This is a genomic window from Hymenobacter baengnokdamensis, from assembly GCF_008728635.1.
GTDB lineage: Bacteria > Bacteroidota > Bacteroidia > Cytophagales > Hymenobacteraceae > Hymenobacter > Hymenobacter baengnokdamensis.
Window position 1 is genome coordinate 3,484,031 of record NZ_CP044285.1, and the last position, 25,173, is coordinate 3,509,203.

The 25,173-nt window shown below is 57.6% G+C and carries 22 protein-coding genes and 1 pseudogene; 13 read left to right on the forward strand and 10 right to left on the reverse strand.

Going from position 1 to position 25,173, the window contains the following annotated elements; translation table 11 throughout:
* Positions 1-168: 168 nt before the first annotated feature.
* Positions 169-480, forward strand: coding sequence for a hypothetical protein (locus F6X24_RS14885; RefSeq protein ID WP_151088772.1), 312 nt, complete (start codon positions 169-171; stop codon positions 478-480).
* Positions 481-533: 53 nt separating this feature from the next.
* On the opposite strand, the gene F6X24_RS14890 is transcribed toward F6X24_RS14885, so the two are convergent.
* The 7 genes and pseudogenes from F6X24_RS14890 to F6X24_RS14920 form a co-directional block, all read right to left on the reverse strand.
* A complete protein-coding gene (locus tag F6X24_RS14890; RefSeq protein ID WP_151088773.1) occupies positions 534-1,598 on the reverse strand; it encodes an IS701 family transposase in 1,065 nt (354 codons plus the stop codon).
* Positions 1,599-1,636: 38 nt separating this feature from the next.
* On the reverse strand, positions 1,637-2,110 hold the full coding sequence (locus tag F6X24_RS19200) for an IS3 family transposase (protein ID WP_229725129.1): 474 nt from the start codon (positions 2,108-2,110) through the stop codon (positions 1,637-1,639).
* Positions 2,111-2,273: 163 nt separating this feature from the next.
* Positions 2,274-2,366 (reverse strand): annotated as a pseudogene (locus F6X24_RS19490) (hypothetical protein); the annotation flags it as partial.
* Between the two features lie 129 nt (positions 2,367-2,495).
* Complete coding sequence (locus F6X24_RS14905) at positions 2,496-2,786, reverse strand: transposase (protein WP_151088776.1); 291 nt, start codon at positions 2,784-2,786, stop codon at positions 2,496-2,498.
* Positions 2,743-3,207, reverse strand: a complete 465-nt coding sequence (locus tag F6X24_RS14910) for a GREB1-related protein (protein ID WP_151088777.1) — start codon at positions 3,205-3,207, stop codon at positions 2,743-2,745. Before F6X24_RS14910 ends, F6X24_RS14905 begins: the two co-directional genes overlap by 44 nt.
* Entirely contained in the window at positions 3,192-3,491 is a 300-nt protein-coding gene (locus F6X24_RS14915) for a hypothetical protein (protein ID WP_151088778.1), read from the reverse strand. The genes F6X24_RS14910 and F6X24_RS14915 overlap by 16 nt, the downstream gene beginning before the upstream one ends.
* A gap of 911 nt (positions 3,492-4,402) precedes the next feature.
* Positions 4,403-4,846 (reverse strand): hypothetical protein, encoded by a 444-nt coding sequence (locus tag F6X24_RS14920; protein ID WP_151088779.1) that lies wholly within the window; start codon positions 4,844-4,846, stop codon positions 4,403-4,405.
* Between the two features lie 313 nt (positions 4,847-5,159).
* Here F6X24_RS14920 and F6X24_RS14925 point away from each other — a divergent pair, with 313 nt between their 5' ends.
* The 6 genes from F6X24_RS14925 (at position 5,160) to lysS (ending at position 13,047) form a co-directional block, all read left to right on the forward strand.
* Positions 5,160-5,390 (forward strand): hypothetical protein, encoded by a 231-nt coding sequence (locus F6X24_RS14925; RefSeq protein WP_151088780.1) that lies wholly within the window; start codon positions 5,160-5,162, stop codon positions 5,388-5,390.
* A gap of 439 nt (positions 5,391-5,829) precedes the next feature.
* Positions 5,830-6,219 carry a hypothetical protein gene (locus tag F6X24_RS14930; RefSeq protein ID WP_151088781.1) on the forward strand — a complete coding sequence of 130 codons (390 nt, stop codon included), beginning with the start codon at positions 5,830-5,832 and terminating at the stop codon, positions 6,217-6,219.
* 388 nt (positions 6,220-6,607) lie between these two features.
* Positions 6,608-7,480: an EamA family transporter gene (locus F6X24_RS14935; protein WP_151088782.1), complete on the forward strand. Its 873-nt coding sequence runs from the start codon at positions 6,608-6,610 to the stop codon at positions 7,478-7,480.
* A gap of 249 nt (positions 7,481-7,729) precedes the next feature.
* Entirely contained in the window at positions 7,730-9,874 is a 2,145-nt protein-coding gene (locus F6X24_RS14940) for a carboxy terminal-processing peptidase (RefSeq protein ID WP_151088783.1), read from the forward strand.
* Between the two features lie 272 nt (positions 9,875-10,146).
* Complete coding sequence (locus tag F6X24_RS14945) at positions 10,147-11,256, forward strand: hypothetical protein (protein WP_229725131.1); 1,110 nt, start codon at positions 10,147-10,149, stop codon at positions 11,254-11,256.
* Positions 11,257-11,496: 240 nt separating this feature from the next.
* Positions 11,497-13,047 (forward strand): lysine--tRNA ligase, encoded by a 1,551-nt coding sequence (lysS, locus tag F6X24_RS14950; protein WP_151088784.1) that lies wholly within the window; start codon positions 11,497-11,499, stop codon positions 13,045-13,047.
* A gap of 144 nt (positions 13,048-13,191) precedes the next feature.
* On the opposite strand, the gene F6X24_RS14955 is transcribed toward lysS, so the two are convergent.
* Both F6X24_RS14955 and F6X24_RS14960 read right to left on the reverse strand, forming a co-directional pair.
* Positions 13,192-15,216 carry a DEAD/DEAH box helicase gene (locus tag F6X24_RS14955; RefSeq protein ID WP_151088785.1) on the reverse strand — a complete coding sequence of 675 codons (2,025 nt, stop codon included), beginning with the start codon at positions 15,214-15,216 and terminating at the stop codon, positions 13,192-13,194.
* Between the two features lie 656 nt (positions 15,217-15,872).
* Positions 15,873-16,070, reverse strand: coding sequence for a cold-shock protein (locus F6X24_RS14960; RefSeq protein ID WP_151088786.1), 198 nt, complete (start codon positions 16,068-16,070; stop codon positions 15,873-15,875).
* A 155-nt stretch (positions 16,071-16,225) separates the two neighbouring features.
* Here F6X24_RS14960 and F6X24_RS14965 point away from each other — a divergent pair, with 155 nt between their 5' ends.
* Positions 16,226-16,645: an acyl-CoA thioesterase gene (locus F6X24_RS14965; protein WP_151088787.1), complete on the forward strand. Its 420-nt coding sequence runs from the start codon at positions 16,226-16,228 to the stop codon at positions 16,643-16,645.
* A 3-nt stretch (positions 16,646-16,648) separates the two neighbouring features.
* Here F6X24_RS14965 and F6X24_RS14970 read toward each other — a convergent pair whose 3' ends face one another.
* Entirely contained in the window at positions 16,649-17,110 is a 462-nt protein-coding gene (locus tag F6X24_RS14970) for a hypothetical protein (protein ID WP_151088788.1), read from the reverse strand.
* Positions 17,111-17,133: 23 nt separating this feature from the next.
* On the opposite strand from F6X24_RS14970, the gene F6X24_RS14975 reads away from it, so the two are divergent.
* From F6X24_RS14975 to F6X24_RS14995, 5 genes are all read left to right on the forward strand, one after another.
* A complete protein-coding gene (locus tag F6X24_RS14975) occupies positions 17,134-20,643 on the forward strand; it encodes a UvrD-helicase domain-containing protein (RefSeq protein WP_151088789.1) in 3,510 nt (1,169 codons plus the stop codon).
* 136 nt (positions 20,644-20,779) lie between these two features.
* Positions 20,780-21,367, forward strand: a complete 588-nt coding sequence (locus F6X24_RS14980; RefSeq protein ID WP_151088790.1) for a hypothetical protein — start codon at positions 20,780-20,782, stop codon at positions 21,365-21,367.
* A gap of 106 nt (positions 21,368-21,473) precedes the next feature.
* Positions 21,474-23,165 carry a S8 family peptidase gene (locus tag F6X24_RS14985; RefSeq protein WP_229725132.1) on the forward strand — a complete coding sequence of 564 codons (1,692 nt, stop codon included), beginning with the start codon at positions 21,474-21,476 and terminating at the stop codon, positions 23,163-23,165.
* A 40-nt stretch (positions 23,166-23,205) separates the two neighbouring features.
* Positions 23,206-24,195 (forward strand): YitT family protein, encoded by a 990-nt coding sequence (locus F6X24_RS14990; protein ID WP_151088791.1) that lies wholly within the window; start codon positions 23,206-23,208, stop codon positions 24,193-24,195.
* A gap of 102 nt (positions 24,196-24,297) precedes the next feature.
* Positions 24,298-25,122, forward strand: a complete 825-nt coding sequence (locus F6X24_RS14995) for an MOSC domain-containing protein (protein WP_151088792.1) — start codon at positions 24,298-24,300, stop codon at positions 25,120-25,122.
* The last annotated feature ends 51 nt before the right edge of the window (positions 25,123-25,173 follow it).

The following is a 25,173-nucleotide window of genomic DNA, read 5'->3' on the forward strand; positions in this document are numbered from 1 at the left end:
TGATAAAGAACGATTTACAGAAATTTTAACAACCTTTTTTGAAAGAAAAATGGATTATTTATCCACAAAAAAATGGCAGCAAAAAGCCCCTGGTGGCAGGTAGTATGAACGACTTTAAACCTGCAATAAGCAGATATGAGTTTGAGGTGAGGCATTATCTTTACCACTATGAAAAAACTACTTCTTATTGGCGCATTCCTATTCTCACTTAGTACTTCGCCAGTGATGGCCCAGACGAGAGCGCCTCAGGTCTTGGTAGTGCGAATTGGCATCGAGTATCTGGCCATTATCTATCCCGATGGAAAGAGTGAGATCCTGGATGCAATAGGTCCTTCTTTGCTTAGCGAGAAAAAAAAGCTTGTTGATTCTGGCGAAATATATCAACATGCAATAGCAAATATTTATGAAAATGGATACGAACTCAAAAGCACATTCTCTAGCCCGGCAACCGGTGTAACGCTAGTATTTACGAAAGAATAATAGCCTTGTAGCCCAGATACTCAGGGGCATTGCATTCTTATTAGAATCTGATGTTACGCACGAAGTTGACCGAGTTGGTGGTACATGGCTTTCAGGCCCACGGTATAGAGTTGGGCTTTGAGGCGAAAATGACCGAGGCCGCACTTGAGCTTGAGCACTTCGAGCTTGGTGTAAGCCAACACGGCGGCAAAGAAATGGGTGGCCTGCGTGGGCACGGTTTTGGTGGGCGCCTTGCCCATGGAGGCATTCTGTTTGAGCGACTTATGATATTCTTCCACTCGCCACCGGCTCTGGTAAATCGTGGTCAGTTGGGCTTGTGTCAGGTCGGTGTCGCTGCTGACCAGATACAACATGCCCTGGCTCCCGTCCTGGTTTGTAAAGACTTGTCTGCGCACGAGCACCGCCGCTTGGACGGAGCGCAAATAGACCCGCACGGGCTGCGCATCGGCAAAGACCAGCGACTGCACGGCCTGAAACCGGCCTTGCGCCCGGTCGGCTTCGCTCAGGGCCACGGTGCGGCTGCTTTCCAGGGCAAAAACGAACTGATGGCCCAGCGCCCGCACCAGGCACATGTTCTCGGCTGAAGCGTACCAGGAATCCGCCAGCAGGTAGCGGTAGGCCACCTGTTGCTGGGCCACGCGCAGCATCTGCTGCAGGTACTCGTTCTTGGTAAACGGACTCTGGTAGCTGGTTTTCTGGGTCTTGGGGTGGTAGACGGGCACGGTTTTGCGCACCAGCTCGACGGCGATGGGCAGGGCCAGCTCGCCGGCCTGGTAGAGCAGCGTGACGAAATTCAGCCCCTTGACATAGCGCTGCTGGCTGTGGTCCCAATGGGTGCACATCAGCTCATTGGCGTCGGTGTGGGCCTTTTCCAGCACCGAATCGTCCACGATGAGCACCGCGAACTCGTCGACAGGCCGCCGGGCCTCGGCCTGGCGAATCAGCGGCTTGGCCTGCCGCCAGATATCGGCCGGGCCGTAGCTGGCCTGGCTCAGCCAGCGCGTGACGTGGTCGTGGCTCAACGCCCCGTCCAACAGCCGCGACAAGCCCGTAGCCGTGGTCGGGCCCGTCGAACTCAGCAAATAATCCGTGTACAGGTCCAGTGTACTACTCCCCAAAAACTGGACAGTTTAGCGGGGCTTGTTAAATAATATGCTTATGCTTGGATAAACGAAGGTTGAGCGAAGACCTGGGCGGGAGTTTGGCCCTCCAGACTTTGATGTGGTCGGCGGTGGTTGTAGTAGGCAAAGTACGTCTGCAATTGGTGATGGAGGTGGTGGCCATCGTCGGCGGGATTGAGGTAAATATGCTCCCACTTGACCGTGCGCCAGAGGCGCTCAATGAAAGCGTTGTCGGTGGCGCGGCCCCGACCATCGCGGCTGATGCGGCAGCCAGCTTGAAGCAGGGCCTGCTCATAGGCCAAGCTGGTAAACTGGCTACCCTGGTCGGAGTTGAAGATATGCGGGGCCGGGGCCACCCGCAGCGCATCGGCTAGGGCCCGCAGGCAGAAGTCCACATCGAGCGTGTTGGAGAGCTGCCAACTGAGTACATAGCGCGAGTGCCAGTCGAGCACGGCGGCCAGATACAGGAAGCCCTTGGCCATGGGCACGTAGGTGATGTCCGTGCTCAAAGTGCCGCCCCGGCGGCACCAAGACCTCGTTGGGCGCGGTGGCCGGGCGCTCGCGCAGCAGATAGGGATAGGGGGTAACACCCTGACCAGGAATGCTTAACCGCGGCTTAGGATAGACCGGCTCGTGGCCCATCAGGCGCACGAGCCGCCGCACGCGCTTTTCGTTGACAAGGTGGCCGGCCAGGCGCAGGTGGTCGCGTAGGCCGCGCACACCTTTGAAATTACGCTGCGTAAACTCCTCCTCGAGCAGGCGCATCAACTCCAGGTTATAGGCACTTTCCCCGCAGAGCTGGTAGTAGAAGCTGCTGCGCGAGAGGCCCAGGGCCTGGCAGCGGGCCTGCACTGAACTGGCCGGGTCGGTCTGGTTAACCAGCGCGCTGCTGGGCTACTGACATGGCCCCAGCGTTTTTTTTAGCAGCGCATTTTCCATCTGCAGCCGGCCGATGGCGGCGTACAGGGGCTCTACGTCCGGGGCTGGTGCGGCGGGCGCGGGCGCTTCGGCAAAGACCTGAGCGGCCTGCTGGCATAGCTGCAGCTTCCAGCGACTGATTTGGGCTGGGGCCAGCTGGTAGTGGGCCGCCAACTCGGCCAGGGGCTGGCGCTCGGTGAGCGCGGCCAGCGCCACCTCAGCTTTAAACTCGGCCGTGTAGCGACGGCGGGTGCGTTTGGGACTCATGGATTTGACTAAGATAGCCCGCCTGAACTGTCCAACTTTTGGGGAGTACTACAGGGGTTGCTATTAAACCAGAACAGAAACGAGCCCGATTGCTTGGCTGCGTAGGCCGTCTCGTTGATGATGGACTACGGGCCTCCTCCTTCACGCTCACCGGCTCACCAGCGGGCAGGTAGAGCCGGCGAAAGTCAGTCAAGTCGTCATCGACCATGAGCAGGTTGCCAAAGTGCTGGTACATCCAGTTGCGCTTGGCTTGCAGACCCACCACGCTGTCGGGGTGCGTCACCAGCTGCGCGCCCGGGTGCGCGGCGCGGTACTCGGCCGCCTGGCTCTCGGCGATGCACACGATGGCCGAGGGCAGCAGACCGAGGGTAGCGATACGCCCGGCCCGCTTGTGCGAGGGAATGCCTACTTCAACGTGCATCGCTCGGCAAACGCTTTGGCGTCGATTACGTGGGTCTGGCCTACTTCCTGGCTCTTGTAACTCTGGCGTTTGTCCACGCCCAGCAGTTCGCGCACGTTGTTTTCGTCAATCTCATTGCGGCACACAATGACAAAGGCCGTGTACTTCTCGCTGAACTCAGCCACGATGGGGTATTCGGGCTCAGCTTCCTTGCCAGCCGCGCCGGCACCAGCTACCTGCTCATCCATCGCGGCGAGCAGCAGGCCTATGTCGTCGAGCACGTCGGCATCCTCACCGCGCAGCAAGTCCTCTATCTACTCGCCCTCGCTGATATTCGAGGCCGGGCCGTACATGCCCAGCAGCAGGTTGTGGCGCTTGTTGAACGTCAGCAGCACGTCGGCCGTGTAGAGCGTGGCGGCTTCGAATACCCCTAAAGCAGTTTCGGAATCAGGATAAGGCTGGTCAAGTAGCGCGGACTAAAAGCCCGCGCTACCGTACAACGACTCCAAAACAAATCTAGTATCAGATTAGTGTATATAGCGTGCTGCCGGCTATACGCGCTTAGGAAGAATGAGTGACGCGAACGACGAGCGGACAGCCCGATCTCTACCTTAGCGTAGCAGCTGCGCTAAGGTAGAGATCGGCAGCTACTCACCGCAGAGTGTGCATCGAGCCAGGCCTTAATGTGGCGTCATACCCGCATTTACTACTAGCACAGGCATACAGGCATAAGTTAATAGTCACGGCAGCCCGAGCAAGTAGCTGACAAGCAGCCTCATTGCACAGCTTACTAGCAAATTCTCCTGCGTTGGCAACTACCCGCTACATCCGCCCGCGCTGCATTAGTTCGAAAGCTGCCTTGTTCCGTTGAACTCGGCCACAATCTGCGCAAAGGTTGGCGGTTGTGCCAGCTGAGAACAAGCCTTAATGCGCTGCCATAACTGGTGAGCCAGGGATGGTTTACCCGGAGCCACCTTGCTTCGCTTCGTGAATGTCAGCCTTTTCATAGAACACTGCTTAAAGGTTTACGAATAAGGGAACGTACGGAACTATAGCCGTATCGGATTTTATTACCATTAGCCTACTTAAACGCGGAGTAGCATTCGGCAATACCGCGCTCCCATGGCGCATCTGCTTGCTGTAATGTGCGTTAGGCCACGCATTTAAAATTGCGTGAGGTAATCAAAAACCAAGACCTCCTGAGGCATTATCTACCTCACAACCGGTCAAGGGTGCTGTCGGGGGCGCAAAGCCACTGCATCGCCTCTCCTTCATCGTGGAACAGGCCGATATCATACGGACGCTCCCGGTCTACGGCATACGCTACGTACTTTTTATGCTCGGCATCTGACCGATACACTTCAAATAAAGCCGGGGAGCTAAGCACCGCCATCCGCAGCCGCGTCGGGGCCAGCCGCGCAACGGCCTCCGGATAGAAGCTATTGGTTACCCAGGCGCTTAGCTCTACCGCAACTTTTTCGCGGCGCCGTACATCCAGCAGCCAATGATTCATTCCCGCTTCCACAGCGCCACGCAGCATTCGCGCATAATCGGCCTGCACAACTTCCAAGGAGGCATGCGTATGCCAGCGCACCACCATTACCTGCAGGTCGGTACGAAAGGAAATAATCCGGGATTCGAGCTCTATCGGAACCAGCATAATGCAAAATTAAGGCGTGAGCCCCGACAGCTGGCTATAATCTGCCCGTCGATATACACGCAGGCCCCGCAAACCCATTACCAATAAGGCATTAGGCAAAAGCAATGGGCATTTGGGGAAACCAACTCTGCCGGGTGGGCTACCCTGGTCAAGTCGGCCACTCAACTCTTTTCGCCATTTTTACTACTTTTTCCTTAAATTCTGCTAATATTGCCTAACTATCGGAACCAAACAGTCGTTTCTTACGATAGACGTCGCAGTCAGTGTACCTGCTGTTCTTTAGCCTGTTCTGCTCCTTCTTTCCTTAGCCTAAATGGATGCCAGCAAATCGTTCGACCACTACGCCAATCGCCGGGATTTGCTCCGCAGCTACCTTGCCGAATATGAGTTGCTCCACGAGGAAGCCCCGGAAGTAACAGCCAGTCTTAGCTTCGATGCCTTTGTACACTTCTCCTTTTCATACTTTCACATTGCCGAGGCAAAGGAAGATGCTGAGCAGCGCAAACACCGCCTCAAGCAAGTGCGCAATGGCTTTCTTAACTAGCAACCAGACTACAAATACCTTGTCTGTCAAGGCTTAATCAAGTATTTACTACTGCCTGGGGCGCCCCGCAACGGGACCAAGAAGCCGCGCGGCGCAGCTAAACTGCTATTTGCCGCGGCTCGATTGTCAAACGGGCCTTCTTCAAAGAAGCATACTGCCATTTGGGAAGACTCGCCAGCAGTTCTGGCAATGAGATAGGCTCGTTAAATATATATATTTTACTATAATATATTTAACATAGCAGCTGCTGAGCGAGTGTGTCCAGCCTGGGTAACCTGCTTATTTGAGCTGTTGGCACCTGCACGGCCAGCGGCACTGTCTTGATTGCCTTTTTTTCATTTAATATCTTGATAATCAGCACTTTTTACGCTGCTTTCGGCACAGCTTGACCTGCCAGACAGCCTGCTGAATGAGTATCGCATGAATCGATTTCCTAATTTTGTCCAAACGCTTCTTTGCATCGTACCTTGCACAAAATATGGAGAATTCTTACAATACTACTTCTGTTTCTGTAACGCATACTTATAGCGCATCGTGGCAAGACCAGTTGCGCCGTAGCGTACGCCTTTATCTGGCGCTGGGCGGCCCGGCTGTAAATGAGCAGGAGCTTTTAACGCATTTGCAGCGCACCGAACAGGAATTATTGGATTATCTACTGCAAGGGGCAATACCTACTCCTGAAGAGCGCGAGCGCGCACAGGCTATTCTGGATATGGCTCAAAGCGCCCTGCTGCGCTCCGAGGATGAGGTAGAGCTGCTGCTAAAGGAACTGGCGGCTGAGCAGGCTCTGTCTAAGATTGCGGCAGATTTTACTGCTCCCAACGCTTAAATGTGGCTGGGGTAAGGCGTTCAGCCGGTTAGATAAAAAGCAGGAAGCATAGGCACTGCGTTGGTGCCAGTGGGCCTGCCCACAACTAATGGTTTTCGGGGGTCTGGGCTACTAGCGGCCTTGCCTTTCCAGACGCTGCTATTAAACGTTAAACGCCGTTTCGGCATACTGTACAGCGACTCTGAAACTGCACCAGCCAGCGCAACTTACCTTTGCGGCTCGCCAACCTGTCAGACTAGCACTTACAATGGCTACCGCCTTTACCGGGCTACTGGTGCCGCAATGCTGTGCAAATCAGGCAGTAGTAAAATCTGTTATTTTATCTCAAAGTCCCTTCCTGAGAGCAGGAAGGGACTTTTGTTAAGTAAGTACTTTATACGCTATATCTATGGCCTCCTTGTCTTCCAGGTCTTTCCCGCCGGTGCCCTCCGTGCTACTCGCCATTGTGAGCGTGCAGGGCGGAGCCGCTATAGCCAAGGGGCTCTTTCCGGTAGTAGGGGCCGCGGGTACGGCAGGGCTGCGCATTGGCATTTCGGCGCTGATTCTGCTGGTGGCGGTGCGCCCGCGGCTGGGGCAGCTACGGGCAGCCCAATGGCGGGCCGTAGCACCCTATGGCGTGGCCCTGGGCTGCATGAACTTTTTGTTTTACTGTGCATTAGCCCGCATTCCGCTGGGCCTGGGGGTTACCTTGGAGTTTGTGGGGCCGCTGGCCGTAGCCATGGTGGGCTCACGGCGGGGGCTCGATGTGCTGTGGGTGGTGCTGGCCGGGGCCGGCATTGCACTGCTGGCCCCCTGGAGCGGCAGCGGACTCGACCCGCTCGGAATCCTATTTGCGTTGCTGGCTGGCGGAGCCTGGGCCGTGTATATTGTACTGGGCGGGCGGGTAGCCGAGGTGCTGCCGGGAACGCAGGGGGTGGCCGTAGGCATGGTGTTCGCCTCGCTCGTTATTCTGCCGTTTAGCGTGGCCGCGGGCGGCTACGCCGCGCTCACGCCGCGCCTGCTGGTAGCGGGCACCGCGCTGGCCATCCTTTCGAGCGCGTTGCCGTTTACGCTGGAAATGAATGCGCTAAAGCAGCTTTCCAGCCGCACATTCAGTATTTTAATGAGCCTCGAGCCCGCCGCGGCCGCCCTTTGCGGGCTTCTTTTTTTACACGAGCGCCTGACACCTCCGCAGTGGCTGGCCGTAGGGCTGGTAGCTGCCGCCAGCGCGGGGGCTACGCTCACGGCCCGGCAAGTTGCGCCTAGCGTTGGGGGCGAATAATTTTATATTATAATTAATACATTATTACTAACCGAGCTGATGCCAGCACTCCTCAGCGCCGGGTTATGGATAAGCTACTGGCAAGGCGCAAAAGCTAAACATTGCCTGCTTATCGGCTATTAGGCTGGAAGTATCGATTAGTAGGCACTATTCGCGTCCCTGCCGACGTTTTTACCGTACTTAGGGTAGCGCCGTGCAACTAGCTGCTGCCTGGACCCTACATTTGGCCTTCTTCTAATTATCTTCTGAATGTTTTCCCCCCGCCTCAAAATTAGCTCTTACGCCGGCCTGGTAGCCGCCGTATTTGGGTTGGCGTCTTATCGCTTTTACGAGCACAGCGGCCCCCAGGCAGTACCTGGCAAAGAGCAGGTACTGGTTGGCACTATTGTGCAAGGCCTTTCGCAGGCGCACTACCAGCCCGAACGCATTGACGACGCGTTTAGCAAGCGAGTATTTGACCTGGCAATCAAGCGCTTAGATTATCGTAAAAAATTTCTGCTGCAATCGGATATAGCGCAGCTGATGAAGTTTCAGACCGATATCGACGACGAGACCAAGCGCGGTACCCACGAGTTTCTGGACCTGAGCACTAAGCTCATGGCTGAGCGGAGCAAGCAGATGCAGGCGCTCACGCACGAGATTCTGGCCCAGCCCTTTACCTTCGACAACGACGAAAGCATCCAGACCGATTTTGAGAAGGCTGCCTTTCCGGCCAATGCCGCCGACCAGCGCGAGCAGTGGCGCAAGCTGCTCAAGTATGAGACGCTGACGCGCGTAACCGAGATGATGGACGAGCAGGACAAGCGCCACGACCGGGCTCGCGTAGCCAGCCTGGCTAAGGAGCCTGCTACCGCCGAGCCCGACCGCACGCCCGCTCAGATGGAAGTAGAAGCCCGCAAGCGCGTGCTCAAATACTACGACGAGCAGTTTGCTGACCAGCCCGATACTAATGATGTACTCACCAACTACGCTAATGTAATTGCCAATACCTACGACCCGCACACCGAGTATTTTGCGCCCCGCGAAAAGCAGGAGTTTGACATTCAGCTCACTGGTCGCTTTGAGGGCATTGGGGCTACGCTGCGCGAAAAGGATGGCCTGATATATATTGAAGATATTGTGCCTGGCTCGGCTTCCTATCGCCAGGGTGAGCTGAAAAAGGGGGATGCCATCTTGCGCGTTGCGCAGGGCGCCGACGAGCCCGTGAGCATTGAGGGCTGGCATACCAGCAAGGCCGTGACGCTTATCCGGGGCAAGAAAGGCTCGGAAGTGCGCCTGACTGTTAAAAAGGCCGACGGCTCAACCAAGGTTATTCCCATCGTTCGCGATGTGGTGGTGGTAGAAGACACTTATGCGCAGTCGGCGGTTATCAACGACCCAAGCGGCGTAAAAATCGGCTACCTGCGCCTGCCGGCATTCTATGCTGACTTCAACGACAACGGCGGCCGCTCTTCGGCGGCCGACGTCAAGAAGGAACTCGCCAAGCTTACGGCCGAAGGGGTTAAGGGTGTCATCTTCGACTTGCGCTCCAACGGCGGCGGCTCGCTCAATGATGCCGTGGAAATGGCCGGGCTGTTTATGCCCAGCGGCCCCATGGTGCAGGTACGCTCCAGCCAGGGTATGACGCAGGTGCTCAACGATAAAGACCCGCGCGTGCAGTATAGCGGCCCGCTCGTGGTACTGGTAAACAAGTACAGCGCCTCGGCTTCCGAGATTCTGGCGGCAGCCATTCAGGATTACAAGCGCGGCATTATCATGGGCTCGGCCAGCACCTATGGCAAGGGTACCGTGCAGCGTATCATCGACCTCGACGAAACGCTGCCTTCGGAGCTGAGTAGCCTCAAGCCTTTTGGCTCGCTCAAGTTCACGATGCAGAAATTCTATCGCGTTACGGGCGGCTCCACGCAGTTTAAAGGCGTGGCTTCCGATATCGTGCTGCCCGATGTGCTCTCGTATCTTGACCAGGGCGAAAAGGAGTCGGACTACCCGTTGAAATGGGATGAAATCAAGCCGGCCGCCTACCGCCCCTGGGATGACCAGCCGAACTATGCCAAGCTCCAGGCCAACAGCAAGGCGCGCGTAGCGGCCAACCCGGCCTTCCAGCAGATGACCGAGCTGGTGCAGAGCCTGCGCAAGCGGAAAGATGAAACGGTGGTTTCGCTCAAGCTCGACAAGTTCCGCGCGATGCAGCACCAGCTGAAAGCTGAGTCGGACAAGTACGATACTATTCAGAAAACGGCAACGCCGCTGGCGCTCGTGCCCCTCTCAGCCGACCGCCAGGCCCTCGGTGGCGACTCAGTAAAAGTGAACCGCTCGATGCGCTTTACCCGCGGCCTGAATAAGGATATCACCCTGGGCGAGGCAGTAGCTGTTATCAAAGACGAACAACATTAAGGAAAGCCAAGACGGATTTGGTCGGGCAATAACACCTGCAAACCGCCTGCCTTACTGCAAGCTCCTGAGCCGCTGGCTCAGGAGCTTTTTTTGTGTGCTGCGCCGGCGGGGCTAGGTGGGCTCACGAGCCTTTGGGGTATTGCTTCGTAAGCTTTCCCCGCCCGGGAGGCAGAAAAACCCGGGCTTTGCCTGCCACTAATTTTTTTAGCAAATCACCCTTAATTTTATTAGCAAACGTGCAACTAAAATCATTGACCGATAGTTTATCTGGTATGACAACGAAAACCGAAACCCGCATTATCCCGCTCATTCCGGCCGAGACGTATCCGGCTCCGGTGATGAACGTTTCGCCGGCTGAAGCCCTGCTCACGCCTGAAGAGCAGGAGCAGCAGCGCCTGGCCGATGAAGCCTGGCGCCGCTCGATACCGGCCCAGGTATTTCTCAACTATTTCTTTGCTCTGAGCTACCACATTGAGGAAGGGGACAGCCCGTTGGGCGGCCTCGCTAACCTCCCTTATTTCCGCCAGCACCAGGCCCAGCTAAGCGAAGGCGAGGTAACTTCCCTCACTAAGCTGCTGCATTCGTGCTGGAGCACCGAGTATGCGCTCCGCGCTACGGCCGAGTTGGGTGACGAGAATTTCCTGCGCAATGCCTTGCACTGGACCTTCCCGCAGGCTTACCACACTATTTTAGCCGGCTTGCAGGCTTTCCTGTTTACCACCGGCGTGCGCTCTACCAATGAGCAGGTTGTTCGCCGCGAAGTGGGGCGCCTGGTGGTGAAGAATGCTTATCCGCGCCCGGTTTCGTTTTACGCGGCCGGAGCTTATGGCGACTTCAGCATTCACCGCCTGCCGCTGGCCGGCTATAAGGCCGGGCTGCACATTGCTTCGCAGGAGATTGATGCCCAGGCCCAGATTGGGCAGTTTTTGCGCACTACGCGCAAGCAGAAAGCCATCAGCGTGCGCCAGCAGGTGCAGGCTAACCCGAACACGGCTATTCGCAGCCAGAAAACCGGCAAGCCCCTCGACAAGTGGACCGCCGCGCACTGGCAGCAGGTTACCTGGCGCCTGGGCTATACTACCATTTTCGACCTGCTGGGTCGCCTGCGCATCTCGCAGAGCAGCCGCGAGATTGAGCGCTACGTGGAGGCCGACATCGACTTCCGCCTGTTTCACAGCTCGTTGCTGAGCATTGTGAGCTATCTCAACGGTATTCACGAAACCTACGTGGCCAAGGCGCTGGGCCTGGAGCGCTACGAGCAGCTGGTGCGCGAGTTGCCCACTCACTTGCAGCACAGCTTTGTGCAGGAGCGCCTGCGCACGCGGGTGCAGCCCACCCTGCTCGGTATCGAGCCGGAGCCGGAGCTGAAAATGGCCGCCTAGACCACTGATTAGCACGGATTTTAGCGGATTACACGGATTTTGTGAACGATTAAGCTACCAAAAAAGCCGCCTCATTCGGGGCGGCTTTTTTTGGGCCGTACTTTTGCAGCTCAATTTTACTTTTCACACAGCGGAAAACGCCCTCCCTCCCGACTGCCCGCAGCCGGCCCGGGCAGCCGCACGAGCTTGGATTTAACCGTCCACAAAATCCGTGCAATCCGCTAAAATCCGTGCTAATCAGTGGTCCATTTGAGCGAACAAGAAATCCTGCGCCGTCACAAGCTCGACGAGTTGCGCGCCCTGGGCATCGAGCCTTTCCCATCGGAGTTATTCGACGTTAATTTCTCAGCCCAGGAAATCCACGACAATTATCATCCGGAGCTGAATAATTTTCAGGAAGTAGCGCTGGCCGGTCGCCTCATGTCGGTGCGGGTAATGGGCAAAGCTTCGTTTGCGGAGCTGATGGACTCGTCGGGCCGCATTCAGCTCTACGTCAACCGCGACGAAATTTGCCCCGGCGACGACAAAACGCTCTACAATGTCGTGTTCAAGAAGCTGCTCGATTTGGGGGACTTTATCGGCGTGAAAGGTCATGTATTCAAGACCCAGGTCGGCGAAACGTCTATCCACGTAACGGAGCTGACCCTGCTGGCTAAAGCCCTGCGCCCGCTGCCCGTGGTTCGCCGCGTGAAAGATGAGGAAACGGGCATCGAAACAACCTACGACGCCTTCACCGACCCCGAGCAGCGCTACCGCCAGCGCTACGTGGATATGGTGGTGAACCCCCAGGTGCGCGACACGTTCATCAAGCGCACGCAGTTGGTGCAGGCCATGCGCAACTACCTGAACGACAAAGGCTACCTGGAAGTAGAAACCCCGATTTTGCAGCCTTTGTATGGCGGTGCGGCGGCTCGTCCGTTCACCACCCACCACAATACGCTGGACATGACGCTGTACCTTCGTATAGCAAATGAACTATATTTAAAAAGACTAATAGTTGGCGGCTTCGACGGCGTGTACGAGTTCTCGAAGGACTTCCGCAACGAGGGCATGAGCCGGTTTCACAACCCCGAGTTCACCCAGATGGAGCTGTACGTGGCCTACAAGGACTACGCCTGGATGATGGACCTGGTGGAGGAAATGGTGGAGCGCGTGGCCCTGGCCCTGCACGGCAAAACGGAGGTGCAGGTAGGCGACAACCTCATCAACTTTCAGCGGCCCTGGCAGCGCTACACCATGTTTGAGGCCATCGAGAAGTTTACCGGCGCGGCCATCGGCGAGATGGACGAAGCCGCCCTGCGCGAAACTGCCGCCAGGCTCAAAGTGGGCCTTGACCCCAGCATGGGTAAATCAAAAATTATCGACGAGATTTTTGGCGAGCACGTCGAGCCCAAGCTTATCCAGCCCACCTTTATCACCGACTACCCGGTGGAGATGTCGCCGCTGGCTAAAAAGCACCGCGACCACCCCGGCCTGGTGGAGCGCTTCGAGGCGATTTGCAACGGCAAGGAAATCTGCAACGCCTTCTCGGAGCTCAACGACCCCATCGACCAGCGCAAGCGCTTCGAAGACCAGCTGGAGCTGGGCAAGCGCGGCGACACCGAGGCCATGGTGCTCGACGAGGACTTCCTGCGGGCCCTTGAGTACGGGATGCCGCCCACGGCGGGCCTGGGCATCGGCATCGACCGCCTGAGCATGATTATGACCAACTCACACTCAATTCAGGACGTGCTGTTCTTCCCGCAGATGCGCCCCGAAGTAACCGACCAGTCCAAGCAGGAGCCTAAGTAGCAGCGTACAGGGGCTGCGCTACGCTGAAGTTAGAGTCAGTTAAATAAGAAAGCCTCACCGGAATAATCCGGTGAGGCTTTCTTATTTAACTGACCACTACACGACGACCCACGTTTTTGGTCGTCGCGTAGTGGTCAGTGGGCCTTATTCGTCGAAGCTCTCACGCTTGCCACCGTAGCCGCCCTTGTTGCCGCCGTAGGAGCTACCGCCGCCCTGGCCGCCTTTGTAGCCACCACGCTGGTAGCCACCGCCCTGGCTGCTGCCACCACGGTCGCCGCCGTAGCTGCTGCCACCTTTGTTGCCGCCGTAGGAGCTACTGCCCCCCTGACCACCTTTGTAGCCACCGCCGTAGCTGCTGCCGCCTTCGCGACGCTCGCCACCGCCATAGCTGCTACCGCCGCGGTTGCCACCACCGTAGGGCGGGCGGCCACCTTCGCGGCGGTCGCCGCCGCCGAAGCCGCCCCGACGCTCACCGCCGAAGCCACCTTCGCGGCGCTCGGGGCGGTTCAGGCCCTCTTCTTTGGCAGCGGCATCCTGTACCGGCGTGGCGATGCTGAACGTAACGGGCTGGCCCTGAATACTGCTACGACCCAGCTGGCCCACAATCTCCTCAGCAAACTCGTTCGGTACTTCTACAAAGCTGAACTTGTCGTAGAGCGCGATGTCGCCTACTTTGTTGCCGGGCAGGTTAGTGCCTTCCGCAATCAACTCCACTACGTCGCGGGGGTGCAGGCGGTCCTTCTTGCCCATGCTGATAAAGAGGCGCGTGTAGCCGAGGCGGCTTGCTCCTTTTTCGCGGCTGGCATCAAGGCTTTGCTCGTTGCGCTTGTCCTCCTTCATGTTCATCTTGAGCAGCGCAGCAGCGATGTCGAGCGACGTAATTTCCTCACTCTGGTCGAGCAGGCGCTGCACGCGGCCGATGTACTTATCCAGGTTTCCCTTCTCCACCACTTCCTTGATTTGGTTCAGGAAAAGCGTGGTTTTTACTTCCGATACATCGGCAAACGAGGGCACCTGGGCTAGCTTAATATCCGCCTTGGTGAAGCGCATGATGTCGCGCAGCTTGTAAATGTCGCGGCCACTCACAAAGGTGAAGGCGCGGCCATTCTTGCCGGCGCGGCCGGTGCGGCCGATGCGGTGTACGTAGTATTCCTCGTCGGCCGGCAGGTCGTAGTTGAAGACGGCCTCCACGTTGTCGACGTCGATACCACGGGCAGCTACGTCGGTAGCTACCAGGATTTCGAGCGTGTTTTTGCGGAATTTATCGAGGGTATTCTGGCGCTGCGCCTGGCTCATATCGCCGTGCAGGCCATCAGCAAAGTAACCTTTAGCTTGCAGGTCGGCCACAATCTCGTCCACCATCCGCTTCGTATTGGCGAAGATGATAGTCGACTTCAGGTTGTACATGTCCATCACGCGGGTCAGCACATCCTTCTTCTGCGGGCCGCGCACCTCGAAGTAGCTCTGCTCGATGTTGGTCACCGTCATTTGCTGATGGTTGACCTTCACTACCTGCGGGTCGCGCTGGTACTTCTTGGTCATGTCCATAATCGGCTTGCTCATGGTAGCCGAGAAGAACACCGTCTGGCGATTCTCGGGCATCTTGCTGAGCACAAACTCGATATCCTCGCGGAAGCCCATGTCGAGCATCTCGTCGGCTTCGTCGAGGATGATTTTAGTGGCCTTGTCGAGCTTCAGCGTACCGCGCTCGATGTGGTCCATCACGCGGCCGGGCGTGCCGATGACAATCTGCACGCCACGCTCCAGGGCGCGGAACTGCCGGTCGTACGACGAGCCGCCGTAAATCGGCACTACGGCCAGGCCTTTCTTATACTTGCCCAGCTTCTGGATTTCGCCCGAAACCTGCACCGCAAGCTCACGCGTTGGGCACAGCACAATTACTTGTACGTCACGGCTTTCGCCGTCAATGCCTTCAATAGCCGGAATGGCAAAGGCAGCCGTCTTGCCGGTGCCGGTCTGGGCCTGGCCAATAACGTCTTTGCCAGCCAGCAGCACAGGGATAGCGGCCGACTGAATGGGCGAGGCTTCCTCGTAGCCCATTTCGGTGATGGCGCGCTGCACTTCGGGCGAGAGATTCAGCTCGTCAAAACGAATCTTAGGCTTGTCGGTAGTTTTTGCGGGGGTTTTTTCTACTTGCTCGGTATCCATGTCGGAACGGAATAGGTTTGCAAGGCCACCTGGTTTTCCAAACCGGGGTGGCCTAAGGGGGAATGAGACTACGCTCTGAAAACAGCCGGCTCAACAGCGGCGGCGCTTCTTCCCCCTCAACCTTCCTACTAACGACAAGGCGGAAAAAATACGACCGATAAAACGGGAAACTACTCGGCAGCCAACTTCTTACTTCGGGCCACCCCGGCCACTCAATGGGACCGTTCTCAAATGCGGGTGCAAAGGTACGTATTTTATTTGAAAAAAGCTAATGGAGATGCCATAAATCCTTTTGGCCAGGCTAGGGCACATGTAGAGACGCATCCTATACGACCGGCGCAAGCACTGGCGCGAGTTTAGGCGAAGCCGCAACTCGCGCCTATTTTTCGGGGGAGGCTGTGCCTCCCACAGAACGAGCTGGCCGAACGGCACTAGCGGCCCAGCTCCGGCTTGCCGCTGGCGCGGCAGTGGAGGTACAACCTCCACAACTAACAAGGCACGAGTTACGGCTTCGCCTAAACTCGCGCCAGTGCTTACCTAAGCTGCTTGCTTGGTCAGCACGACCAGCAGGTAAAGGTAAAGCTACAGGCAGGGCCACAAAAAAGCGCCTTCCCGCGTGGGAAGGCGCTTTTCGGCAGCACGAGAGTGTGGGTTGCTTAGAGCAGCGACACCTTTACCGCGTTCGGGCCTTTACGGCCTTGGGCTTCTTCGTACTGAACTTTGTCTTTTTCTTGTAGCGACTTAGCGTCTACGAGGTCGGTCACGTGCACGAAGATATCTTGGCCCGTTTCGTCGTTTTTGATGAAACCAAAGCCTTTGGTCTCATTGAAGAATTTTACCGTTCCGGTCGGCATAATAAAAAAAATTTGGGGGTGTCGTCAAAGCCCGGCGGAAAGCTGGGGACCTAAGATGCGAACACACCGGAGCGGACCGGAACAGCACCACAGGGCCTTGAGTTGCGCCAAAGATAAACAAAATTCCCGAACTTCGCCATGCTTTAAAAAAACTTATGGACACGCCCGCCGCCCCTACGTATGCTTACAGTCACACCTTTACCGTCGAGGCTTCCGACATCGACCAGCTCGGCCACGCCAACAACGTAGCCTACGTGCGCTGGGTGCAGAACGTGGCTGCCGCCCACTGGCACCACCTCTACCCCCCCACCGCCGAGCTGCCTCCCCAGATATGGGTGGTGCAGGAGCACCGCGTGCGCTACCTGCGCTCGGCCTACGCCGGCGACGAGCTGCGCGTCAGCACCTGGGTGGCTGATGTGAAGGGGGCCAGCTCGAAGCGCCTCACCCGCATCGAGCGCGTGGCCGATGGGCAGCTACTTTGCGCCGCTGAGACGCAGTGGGTGCTGCTGGATGCGGCTAGCGGGCGGCCGGTGCGCGTGCCGGGGGAAGTGGCAGAACGGCTTGGCATCGTTTAGCGACTAAGCAAGACCGTTAACTTTTATTGGTGTTGTTTTACCAGATTTAATATTGATTGTAGTATTAAAAAAGCAACTTCCACCATCAAATACGCTGACCACCTGGAGATTTAAATTTTTATAGTCGAGTCCCGCTTCTTTACAGAAACCGTTTATCCACACTATTTTTCTACCTTCTTTATCAAAGGAGGTTTCGTATTGAATTCCGTATTCATTTAAATTTATTTTCTGCGTATCAGCCTGCCGGTTGTAATCAGCTATGGCTTTACACAAGATAGCCTTCATGACAACTAATTCTTTAGAATTAAGCTTCGCATCGGAAGGCAATTTGTAGTAGTCGGGCTTCCTCTTACCGTTAATACATGTATTGCTTACTGTGTGAGTGGCCGCTAGCTTTTGTATTGGAGCAGTTACTACCACGCTGACAGCTACTGTAAGTGAAAGTACATTAGCGAATATTCTCATTATTTTTTGGGTAAACTTATTTAATGCCAGCCCCCTTCCGCATCTATTCCGCGTCTGCCGGCTCCGGCAAGACGTACCAATTAACGAAAGAATACCTGAAGCTGGCGCTGGGCTACCCGCAGCCGGCCGACCCCACGGGCGAGCGCATCTACAAGCCTGATTATTTCAAGGGTATTCTGGCAATAACCTTCACCAACGACGCGGCGGGCGAGATGAAGGAGCGCATTGTGGGCGCGCTGCGGCGCTTCGCGCAGGCAGATGCAGGCAAGCCCAATGCTTTGTTGGTGGAAGTAGCCGCCGAGCTGGCCCAGGAAAAACAGCTGCCGCCGCACCTGCGCACGCCGGCCGAGTGGCAGCAGGAAGTGCAGCGGCGGGCGGCGGCCACGTTTCGGCTGGTGCTCTACCACTACGCCGACTTTGCGGTAAGCACGATTGACTCGTTTGTGCAGCGCATCGTCACGGCTTTTACGCGCGAGTTGGGGCTACCCGCCACGTTTGAAGTGGAGCTGGATACCGACAGCGTGCTGCGCTCGGCAGTGGCGGCGCTGATTGACAAGGTGAACCGCGACCCGCAGAGCAAGCTGCTGAGCCAGACCCTGGCCGACTACGCGCTGGGCCAGGCCGAGCAGGGCCGCAACTGGAACAAGCTGCCCGATGAGCTGCTGGACTTCGGCCGGGCGCTTTTCAACGAGAGCGTACACGAGGCCGTGGCCCAGCTGGGCCAGAAAACGATGGCCGATTTCCGGACGCTCGACCAGGAAATCCGCACCCGCCAGCGGGAGGCCGAAGACGCCGTGCAGGCCCAGGCCAACCGCGCCGTGGCTGTGCTGGCGGCGGCCGGCATCGAGGCTGAGCACCTGGCCAGCGGCAGCAGCGGCATCTACGGGCACTTTACCAAGTGGGAGCGCTGGCTGAGTCTGCCCGAGAAGGACAACATTTTCCCTACTGCCACGGCCCGCAAAACGATTGAGAGCGGCAAATGGTGGAGCGAAAAGGGCAAAAAGGCCGGGCTGGTGCCCGACATTGAAGCCGCGCAGCCCGACTTGGTGGAGGCATTTAGTGAACTCCTGGCGCTGCGCGAAAAATACCTGCCGGGCTACGTGCTGCTGGGTGCGTTGCAGCCGTTTTTATTTCACGCCTCGCTATTGAGCGAATTAAATAAATTAGTCGAAGAAATCAGCCGCGAGCGCAACGTGGTGTTGATTTCGGAATTCAACCGGCGTATTGCGGCCATCGTGCTCACCGAGCCGGTGCCGTTTATTTACGAGCGGCTGGGCGAAAAATATAGACATTTGCTAATAGATGAGTTTCAGGACACGTCGGTGTTGCAGTGGAATAATTTATTGCCGCTGGTGGAAAATGCGGTAGCCAACGGTGGTCTCTCGCTGGCCGTGGGTGATGCCAAACAGGCCATTTACCGCTGGCGCGGCGGCGAGCTGGAGCAGATTTTGCGGCTCTACCAGGGCGATACCGGCGCGCTGGTAGCCCGCGCCCGCGAGGCGGATATGCAGCGCCTACTCACGGAGCGCTACTACACCTTGCAGCAAAATCTGGAGCCGCACTCGCTGGCAGTTAATTACCGCAGCGAGCCGGCCATTATCGGGTTTACGAATAATTTTTTCACCTACATACGTGAGCGCAGCAGCGAGCACGACGTCGTGCAGGGCATTTTTGAGCCGGGCTTTCGACAGGAAGCACCGGGGAGCAAGGGTGAATTATTCGACGGCGAATTTGATTCGCTGGCCGGCCACGTTGAATTATTATTCACCAAAGACGACGCGCCCGCCCAGCGCTACGACCCGGCGACTGGTCAGTACCTCGAAGCCTCGCTGCCCGGCTACGCGCCCGGCGCCGTGCTCGACTATTCCGAAAGCACCTGTTTCCTGGCCTTGCAGCTGGTAGAGCAGGCGCTGGCCGATGGTTATTACCTGCGCGACGTGGCCGTGCTGTGCCGCACCCGCTGGCAGAGCCGGCTGCTGGCTAAGTTTCTGAAAGAGCGGGGTTTTCCCATTATTTCGGCCGATTCACTGGCGTTGCAGTTTGCCGAAGTAGTGAACCTGCTGGTGGCCGTGATGCGCGTGCTGCACCAAAGCGGCGATACCCTGGCGCGGGCCGAGGCGTTATTATTACTCGATAAAGTGGTGTGCCGCCGGCCGCCTACCCCGGAGCGGGCCCGCCACATTGCCGACGTGGCAAATAATACTGAAAGCGGCCGGCCATTTTTCGACGAGCTGCGTCGCCTGGGCTTCGACGTCGACGAGCACCAAACCGGCAACCTGGGCTTGTACGAATTAACCGAGAAATTAATTGGTGTTTTCGGGTTGCTTGGGGCCAATGCAGAAAGCGACTATTTATTTCGCTTCCTGGATTTGACGCTGGAATTCAGCTTGAAATACGGCAATAACCTGGGTAATTTTCTGACGCACTGGGACGAGCGTAAGGGCTCGCTCAGCATTAATGCGCCGGGTGGGGCGGATGCCATTACCATTACCACCGTGCACAAGGCCAAGGGCCTGGCCTATGGCGTCGTTATCGTGCCGTTTGCCGATTGGACGCTGGTGCCCCGCACCGACACCCTGCTCTGGGGCCGCCTCGAAGCCGCCGAAAAGCCCCTACCCGACCTGCCCGACGTAGCCGTGGTGCGCCTCAACAAAACGCTCAGCTACACCCCCCTGGCAACCCAGGACGCTGAGGAGCGCGAGAAAACGCTGCTCGATGGGCTCAATACCCTGTACGTGGCCTTTACCCGGCCCCGACACCGGCTCTACATCATCAGCAAAACGCCCGCTGAGCCTAAAAAGACTTCCGGCGAGCTGCCGCTGACTGCCGCTGCCGAGCCGGCCGCCGCCCAGGGCCCGGCCCGCGACGTGGCCGACCTGCTGGCCGGCTACCTGCGCCACCTCGGCCGCTGGCAGGCAGAGGCGACGAGCTTCGTGCTCAGCCAGGGGGCAGCGGCCGACCTCAAAACCAGCCACCAGCCGCCCGCCACCGGCTTCTCGCTTACTAACCTGGCTTCTACGGCCTGGGACGAGCGCCTGCAGCTGCGCCGCCACGCCACTACGGTCTTCGATTTTGATGAGCAGGAAAAGCAGGGCGAGCTAAACCGCAAGCTGCACTACGCATTGCGCCGCCTGCTGTCGGTACAGGACCTGGAGCGTACGCTGCGCCAGCTCGTGGCCGAGGGCATTGTGAACGCGAAGGAGCGGCCGGCACTGGAAGCCGGCCTGCGCCAGGTGCTGCACCACCCGCGCCTGGCCCCCTACTTCGCCCCCGGCCTGGCCGTGGAAACTGAGCGTGAAATCCTCATCGGCGGCCACACCCACCGCGCTTACAAGCCCGACCGCATCGTGTTTGGCGAAGGGCCCAGCCGCGCCGAGCAAACGGTGACCATGCTCGATTTTAAATTACCGCCCCCGCAGGATATCCATAAAATCAGGCTGCGCGACTACGGGAAACTATTCCGGGAATTAGGCTACGAAGACGTGCGCGGAATAATCTATTATTTCGGCTCAGGTGAGGTAGTTGAGGTATAAAAGCGGGCTGCCGGCTTTTTCGCCGGCTATGGGCTCGTCAACCGAACGATTTTAGGCGCACGACGAGCGGATAGTCGGCGGAAAAACCTAACTCAACTTCCTAAACAGCTTCAATAAATTAGCCGGAATAACAACGTTGAATACAATTGAAGAAATTGAAAAGTATCCGCCTACCAGATTTTATTTATTAAAACAACGCTATTTAGACACCTCGGCCATCGGTTGTGACTCAGCAATAGCACACCAAAAAAATACCCCGCCTGCTGCTATTTTTGACATAAGCGTCCCCATAATTAAAAGTGAAACTGATAAAGAACATTTTTACTCTGCTGTAGCCTGGCTGGCCTTGCGCTACTCCACGGCAGTGCCCCCTGGCCTAACCGAAGATGCTACGTATGATAAGTTAAACATTTTGGGGCAGCAATGGCACGAGAAATTCAAGTATGCCAAATTGGATACCCTTGTAAATTTCCAGTACCTTGAGCGCGCGGGCTTATCAGCTAAAGCGCTACCTTACATAAGGGCTGCTGAACATAGTTCGGTTTACCGTAGTCCGGGAAATACGCGGCTTGAGCCACTTATACTATATCCTAAATACGGTCCATTTGCCCAGCGTAACGACGGCAAACCAGTATGGCTATGCCTGATATTAGTTGCTGGCTTGGGTGGTTTTCTCTTAATTCTGCAACAAACTGACTTGAAACCAGCGGAAGAGATGGCGTAGAACCACCGGCAACCACTTAGCAAATAGCAGCCCAGGCGCAACACCCATCGCTCCGCTCCCGTCTATACCTAAACGGCTATTGTCACCGCCGTTTCTACCTCTTCCAATGCTTTCCAACCGAATTGCTACCTGGCCGCGCCTGGCGCTGGCTGCTTCTCTCCTGCTTCCTGCTGCCGCCGGGGCACAGACTGCCCCCGATATGCCGGCCCCGACCACCACGCCCGCCGGCCCTACCGTAGCGGAAGCTGCTAAGGCCCAATGGCACCTGCGCGACCCGCAGCTGGACAAAACGCCCGGCACCGGCACCACCCGCACCTATGCCGAGCTGCTGAAGGGCCGCGTGCCGACTGCGGTAGTAGTTGCCGTGATTGACTCGGGCATCGATACGGCGCACGTTGATTTGAAGCCCGTGCTCTGGCGTAATCCCCGCGAAATTCCGGGCAACGGCATCGACGACGACCACAACGGCTACATCGACGACGTGCACGGCTGGAATTTTCTGGGGGGTAAGGACGGCCGTAACATCTCGGTCGAAACCCTCGAATCGACGCGCATTGTGGCCAAATACGGGCCGCGCTTTGCGGGTAAAACCAGCACCCAGATTAAGGCCGCCGACCGCGCCGACTACGCGCTGTACCTCAAAGCCAAAAAGGCCTACGACGCTAAGCGCAAGGAGCTGACCACCGAGCTGGCCCAGGCCGACCAGATGACCGGCCCGCTCACGCAGATGACGGCCGCGCTCAAGGAGAAGCTGGGCGTCGAAAAGCTCGACACCACGACTATGCGCCGCGCAGCAGCGCAGATTTCGGACCCCGAGTTCAAGGGCTTACTTACATCGCTCTACCAGAATATGAAGCAGGGCGGCATCGGCGATACCGATGCGCTCATTGCGGAGCTGACGAGCGAGCTCAAGGAACAGCGCGAACAGCTCGACTATAGCCTGAATACCAAGTTCAATGCCCGCGCCGAGATTGTGAAGGACAACCCCGACGATGTAGCCCAGCGCAACTACGGCAACAACGACGTGATGGGCCCTGATGCGCTGCACGGCACCCACGTGGCCGGCATTATTGCAGCCGTGCGCGACAATAACCTTGGTGTACAAGGTATTGCAGCCGCGCCGGTGAAGATAATGAGCGTGCGTACCGTGCCCAACGGCGACGAGCGTGACAAAGACGTGGCGAATGCCATCCGCTACGCCGTGGATAACGGCGCGCAGATTATCAATATGAGCTTTGGCAAGGAGTTCTCGCCCCAGCGCCCGGCCGTGGAGGCGGCCTACAAGTACGCCGCCAGCAAGAACGTGCTGCTCGTACACGCCGCCGGCAATGAAGACGACAACCTCGACGTGACGCAGCATTACCCCGCCTCGTTTTACCTCGATGGCTCGACGCCGCCCAACCTGCTGACGGTCGGGGCTTCGGGCCCGACTGACGACGAGAACCTGACGGCCAGCTTCAGCAACTACTCCAAGCGGCAGGTCGATGTGTTTGCGCCCGGCGTGGGTATTTACTCGACGCTGCCGGGCAATAAGTACGGCTCGGAGAGTGGCACCAGCATGGCTTCGCCGGTTACGGCCGGCGTGGCGGCGGTGCTAAAATCGTATTTTCCTAACCTCACCGCCGCCGACCTGAAGCGAATTATTCGTCAATCGGCGCAGGTGCACCATACGCAGGTGCTGATACCCGGCGAAAACGGTAAAAAGGCTGATTTCTCGACGCTTTCGGCCACTGGCGGCATTGTAGACCTCTACGAAGCCGTGCGCCTGGCAGCTCAGCAGGACGCGTCGCATAAGTAAAAAGCCCCGGCGGGCAGCCGCTTTTTGCGTAAGTTGAGGCATGCTTCCTCAATTCTTCATCTTAGAGCGGCTGCGCCGCCTGCGGGCGCAGGGCACCTCGCCCCCAAAAGCTACTCCCTCCACTCACCCGCTGCTGGCCGATGCGCAGGCCGCCCGCCCGGCACCGGTAAAGTCGGGCTGGCGGCGGCACCTGACCAACGCTGCCTACCTGGCGGCCGGGGTGTTCTCGGCGGCGCTGGGGTTGGAGTCGTTTATTCTTCCCAACGGCCTCTTCGATGGGGGCGTTACGGGGCTGTCGCTGCTGGCGGCGCGGCTCATTCACCTGCCGCTGTCGGTTTTTCTGGTGGTGCTCAACCTGCCGTTTATCTGGCTGGGCTACGAGCAGCTGGGCAAGGGCTTCGCGGCGCGGGCCCTGACGGCTATCCTGACGCTGGCCCTGGTGCTGGTGGTGGTGCCCTTCCCCGTTATTACCCAGGATAAAATGCTGATTGCCGTATTCGGCGGCTTTTTTCTGGGTGCGGGCATCGGGCTGGCTATGCGCGGGGGCGGCGTGCTCGATGGCACCGAAATTCTGGCCGTTTACCTGAGCCGCAAGGCCAGCCTAAGCGTGGGCGACTTCGTGTTGGTACTCAATATTCTAATTTTCTGCATTGTCGCCTGGGTACTATCCGTGCAGACTGCCCTCTACTCCATTCTCACTTACCTGGCGGCTGCCAAAACCATTGAGTTTGTGGTCAATGGCATTGAAGAATATACCGGCGTCACTATAATATCTGAGCACAGCGACGCTATCCGCCGCATTATTACCGAGCGCCTGGGGCGGGGCGTAACCGTATACGGGGGCAAGCGGGGCTACGGCTCGCACGGCGAGCAGCCCAGCCCCATCGACATCGTTTTTACGGTAGTCACCCGCCTGGAAGTGAGCCAGGTAACAACTGAGGTTAACAACCTCGACCCGCACGCCTTCATCATTATGCACAGCGTAAACGACGCCAAAGGCGGCATGGTCAAGAAACGGGCCCTGCACTAAACGAAGGGCTTAACATAGTATTTTTAGTATATAATTTTCGATTAAGGATTCTTCACTCCGAATAGCCGCTTCTTAGCTGAGGCGTGGCTTACTTTTGTCGATATGTCAGCCCCTACTACTCAGCTTACGCTTACTGGCCTTTTTATTTACCCGGTTAAATCATTGGGAGGCATCAGCTTACCAGCGGCCGAGCTAACGCCCCAGGGCCTGCGCCACGACCGCCGCTGGCTGATAGTAGACGAGCGCAACCGCTTCCTGACGCAGCGCGAGCACGCCCAAATGGCGCTGCTGGCGGTGGAGCCGGCCTACAACGGCTTTTTGCTGCGCCACCGCCAGCGGCCCGAGCTACTACCACTCTATATTCCCTTTGAAGCTACGCCCGATAAGACCCTGTTTATCAGCATCTGGGATGATATGGTGTGGGCCTGGCGCGGCACCCGGGAAGCCGACGACTGGCTGAGCGAGGCCCTGGGCCAGCCCTGCAAGCTGGTCTATATGTCGGATATGGTTCGCCGCGAGGTGGAGCCTGAGCTGAACCCGGCCGGGCTGCTCGTCAGCTTTGCCGATGGCTACCCTTACCTGCTGGCTACCGAAGAATCGTTGGCCAAGCTCAATGCCCAGCTTGCTGAGCCGGTGCCCATGAACCGGTTTCGCCCCAACCTGCTGGTAAGCGGTGCCCCCGCCGACGCGGAGCTTGATTGGGCTGATTTCAGCATTGGCGGCCAGCCCTTTCGCTCGGTGCGCGGCTGCGGGCGCTGTATCGTCACGACCATAAACCAGGACACCGCGCAGAAGAGCCCCGCCGGCGAGCCGCTTCGTACCCTGGCCACTTACCGCAAGCCAGCCAACAAAGTGCTGTTTGGCCAGAACGTAACGGGCCCGGCCAGCGGCCGCCTGCAAGTAGGCGATGCCGTGGTGGTAAGCTAAGAACGCCTGCTTTGCTCGTGCAGGCCGCACACTGCACTTTTATTTCAAGCA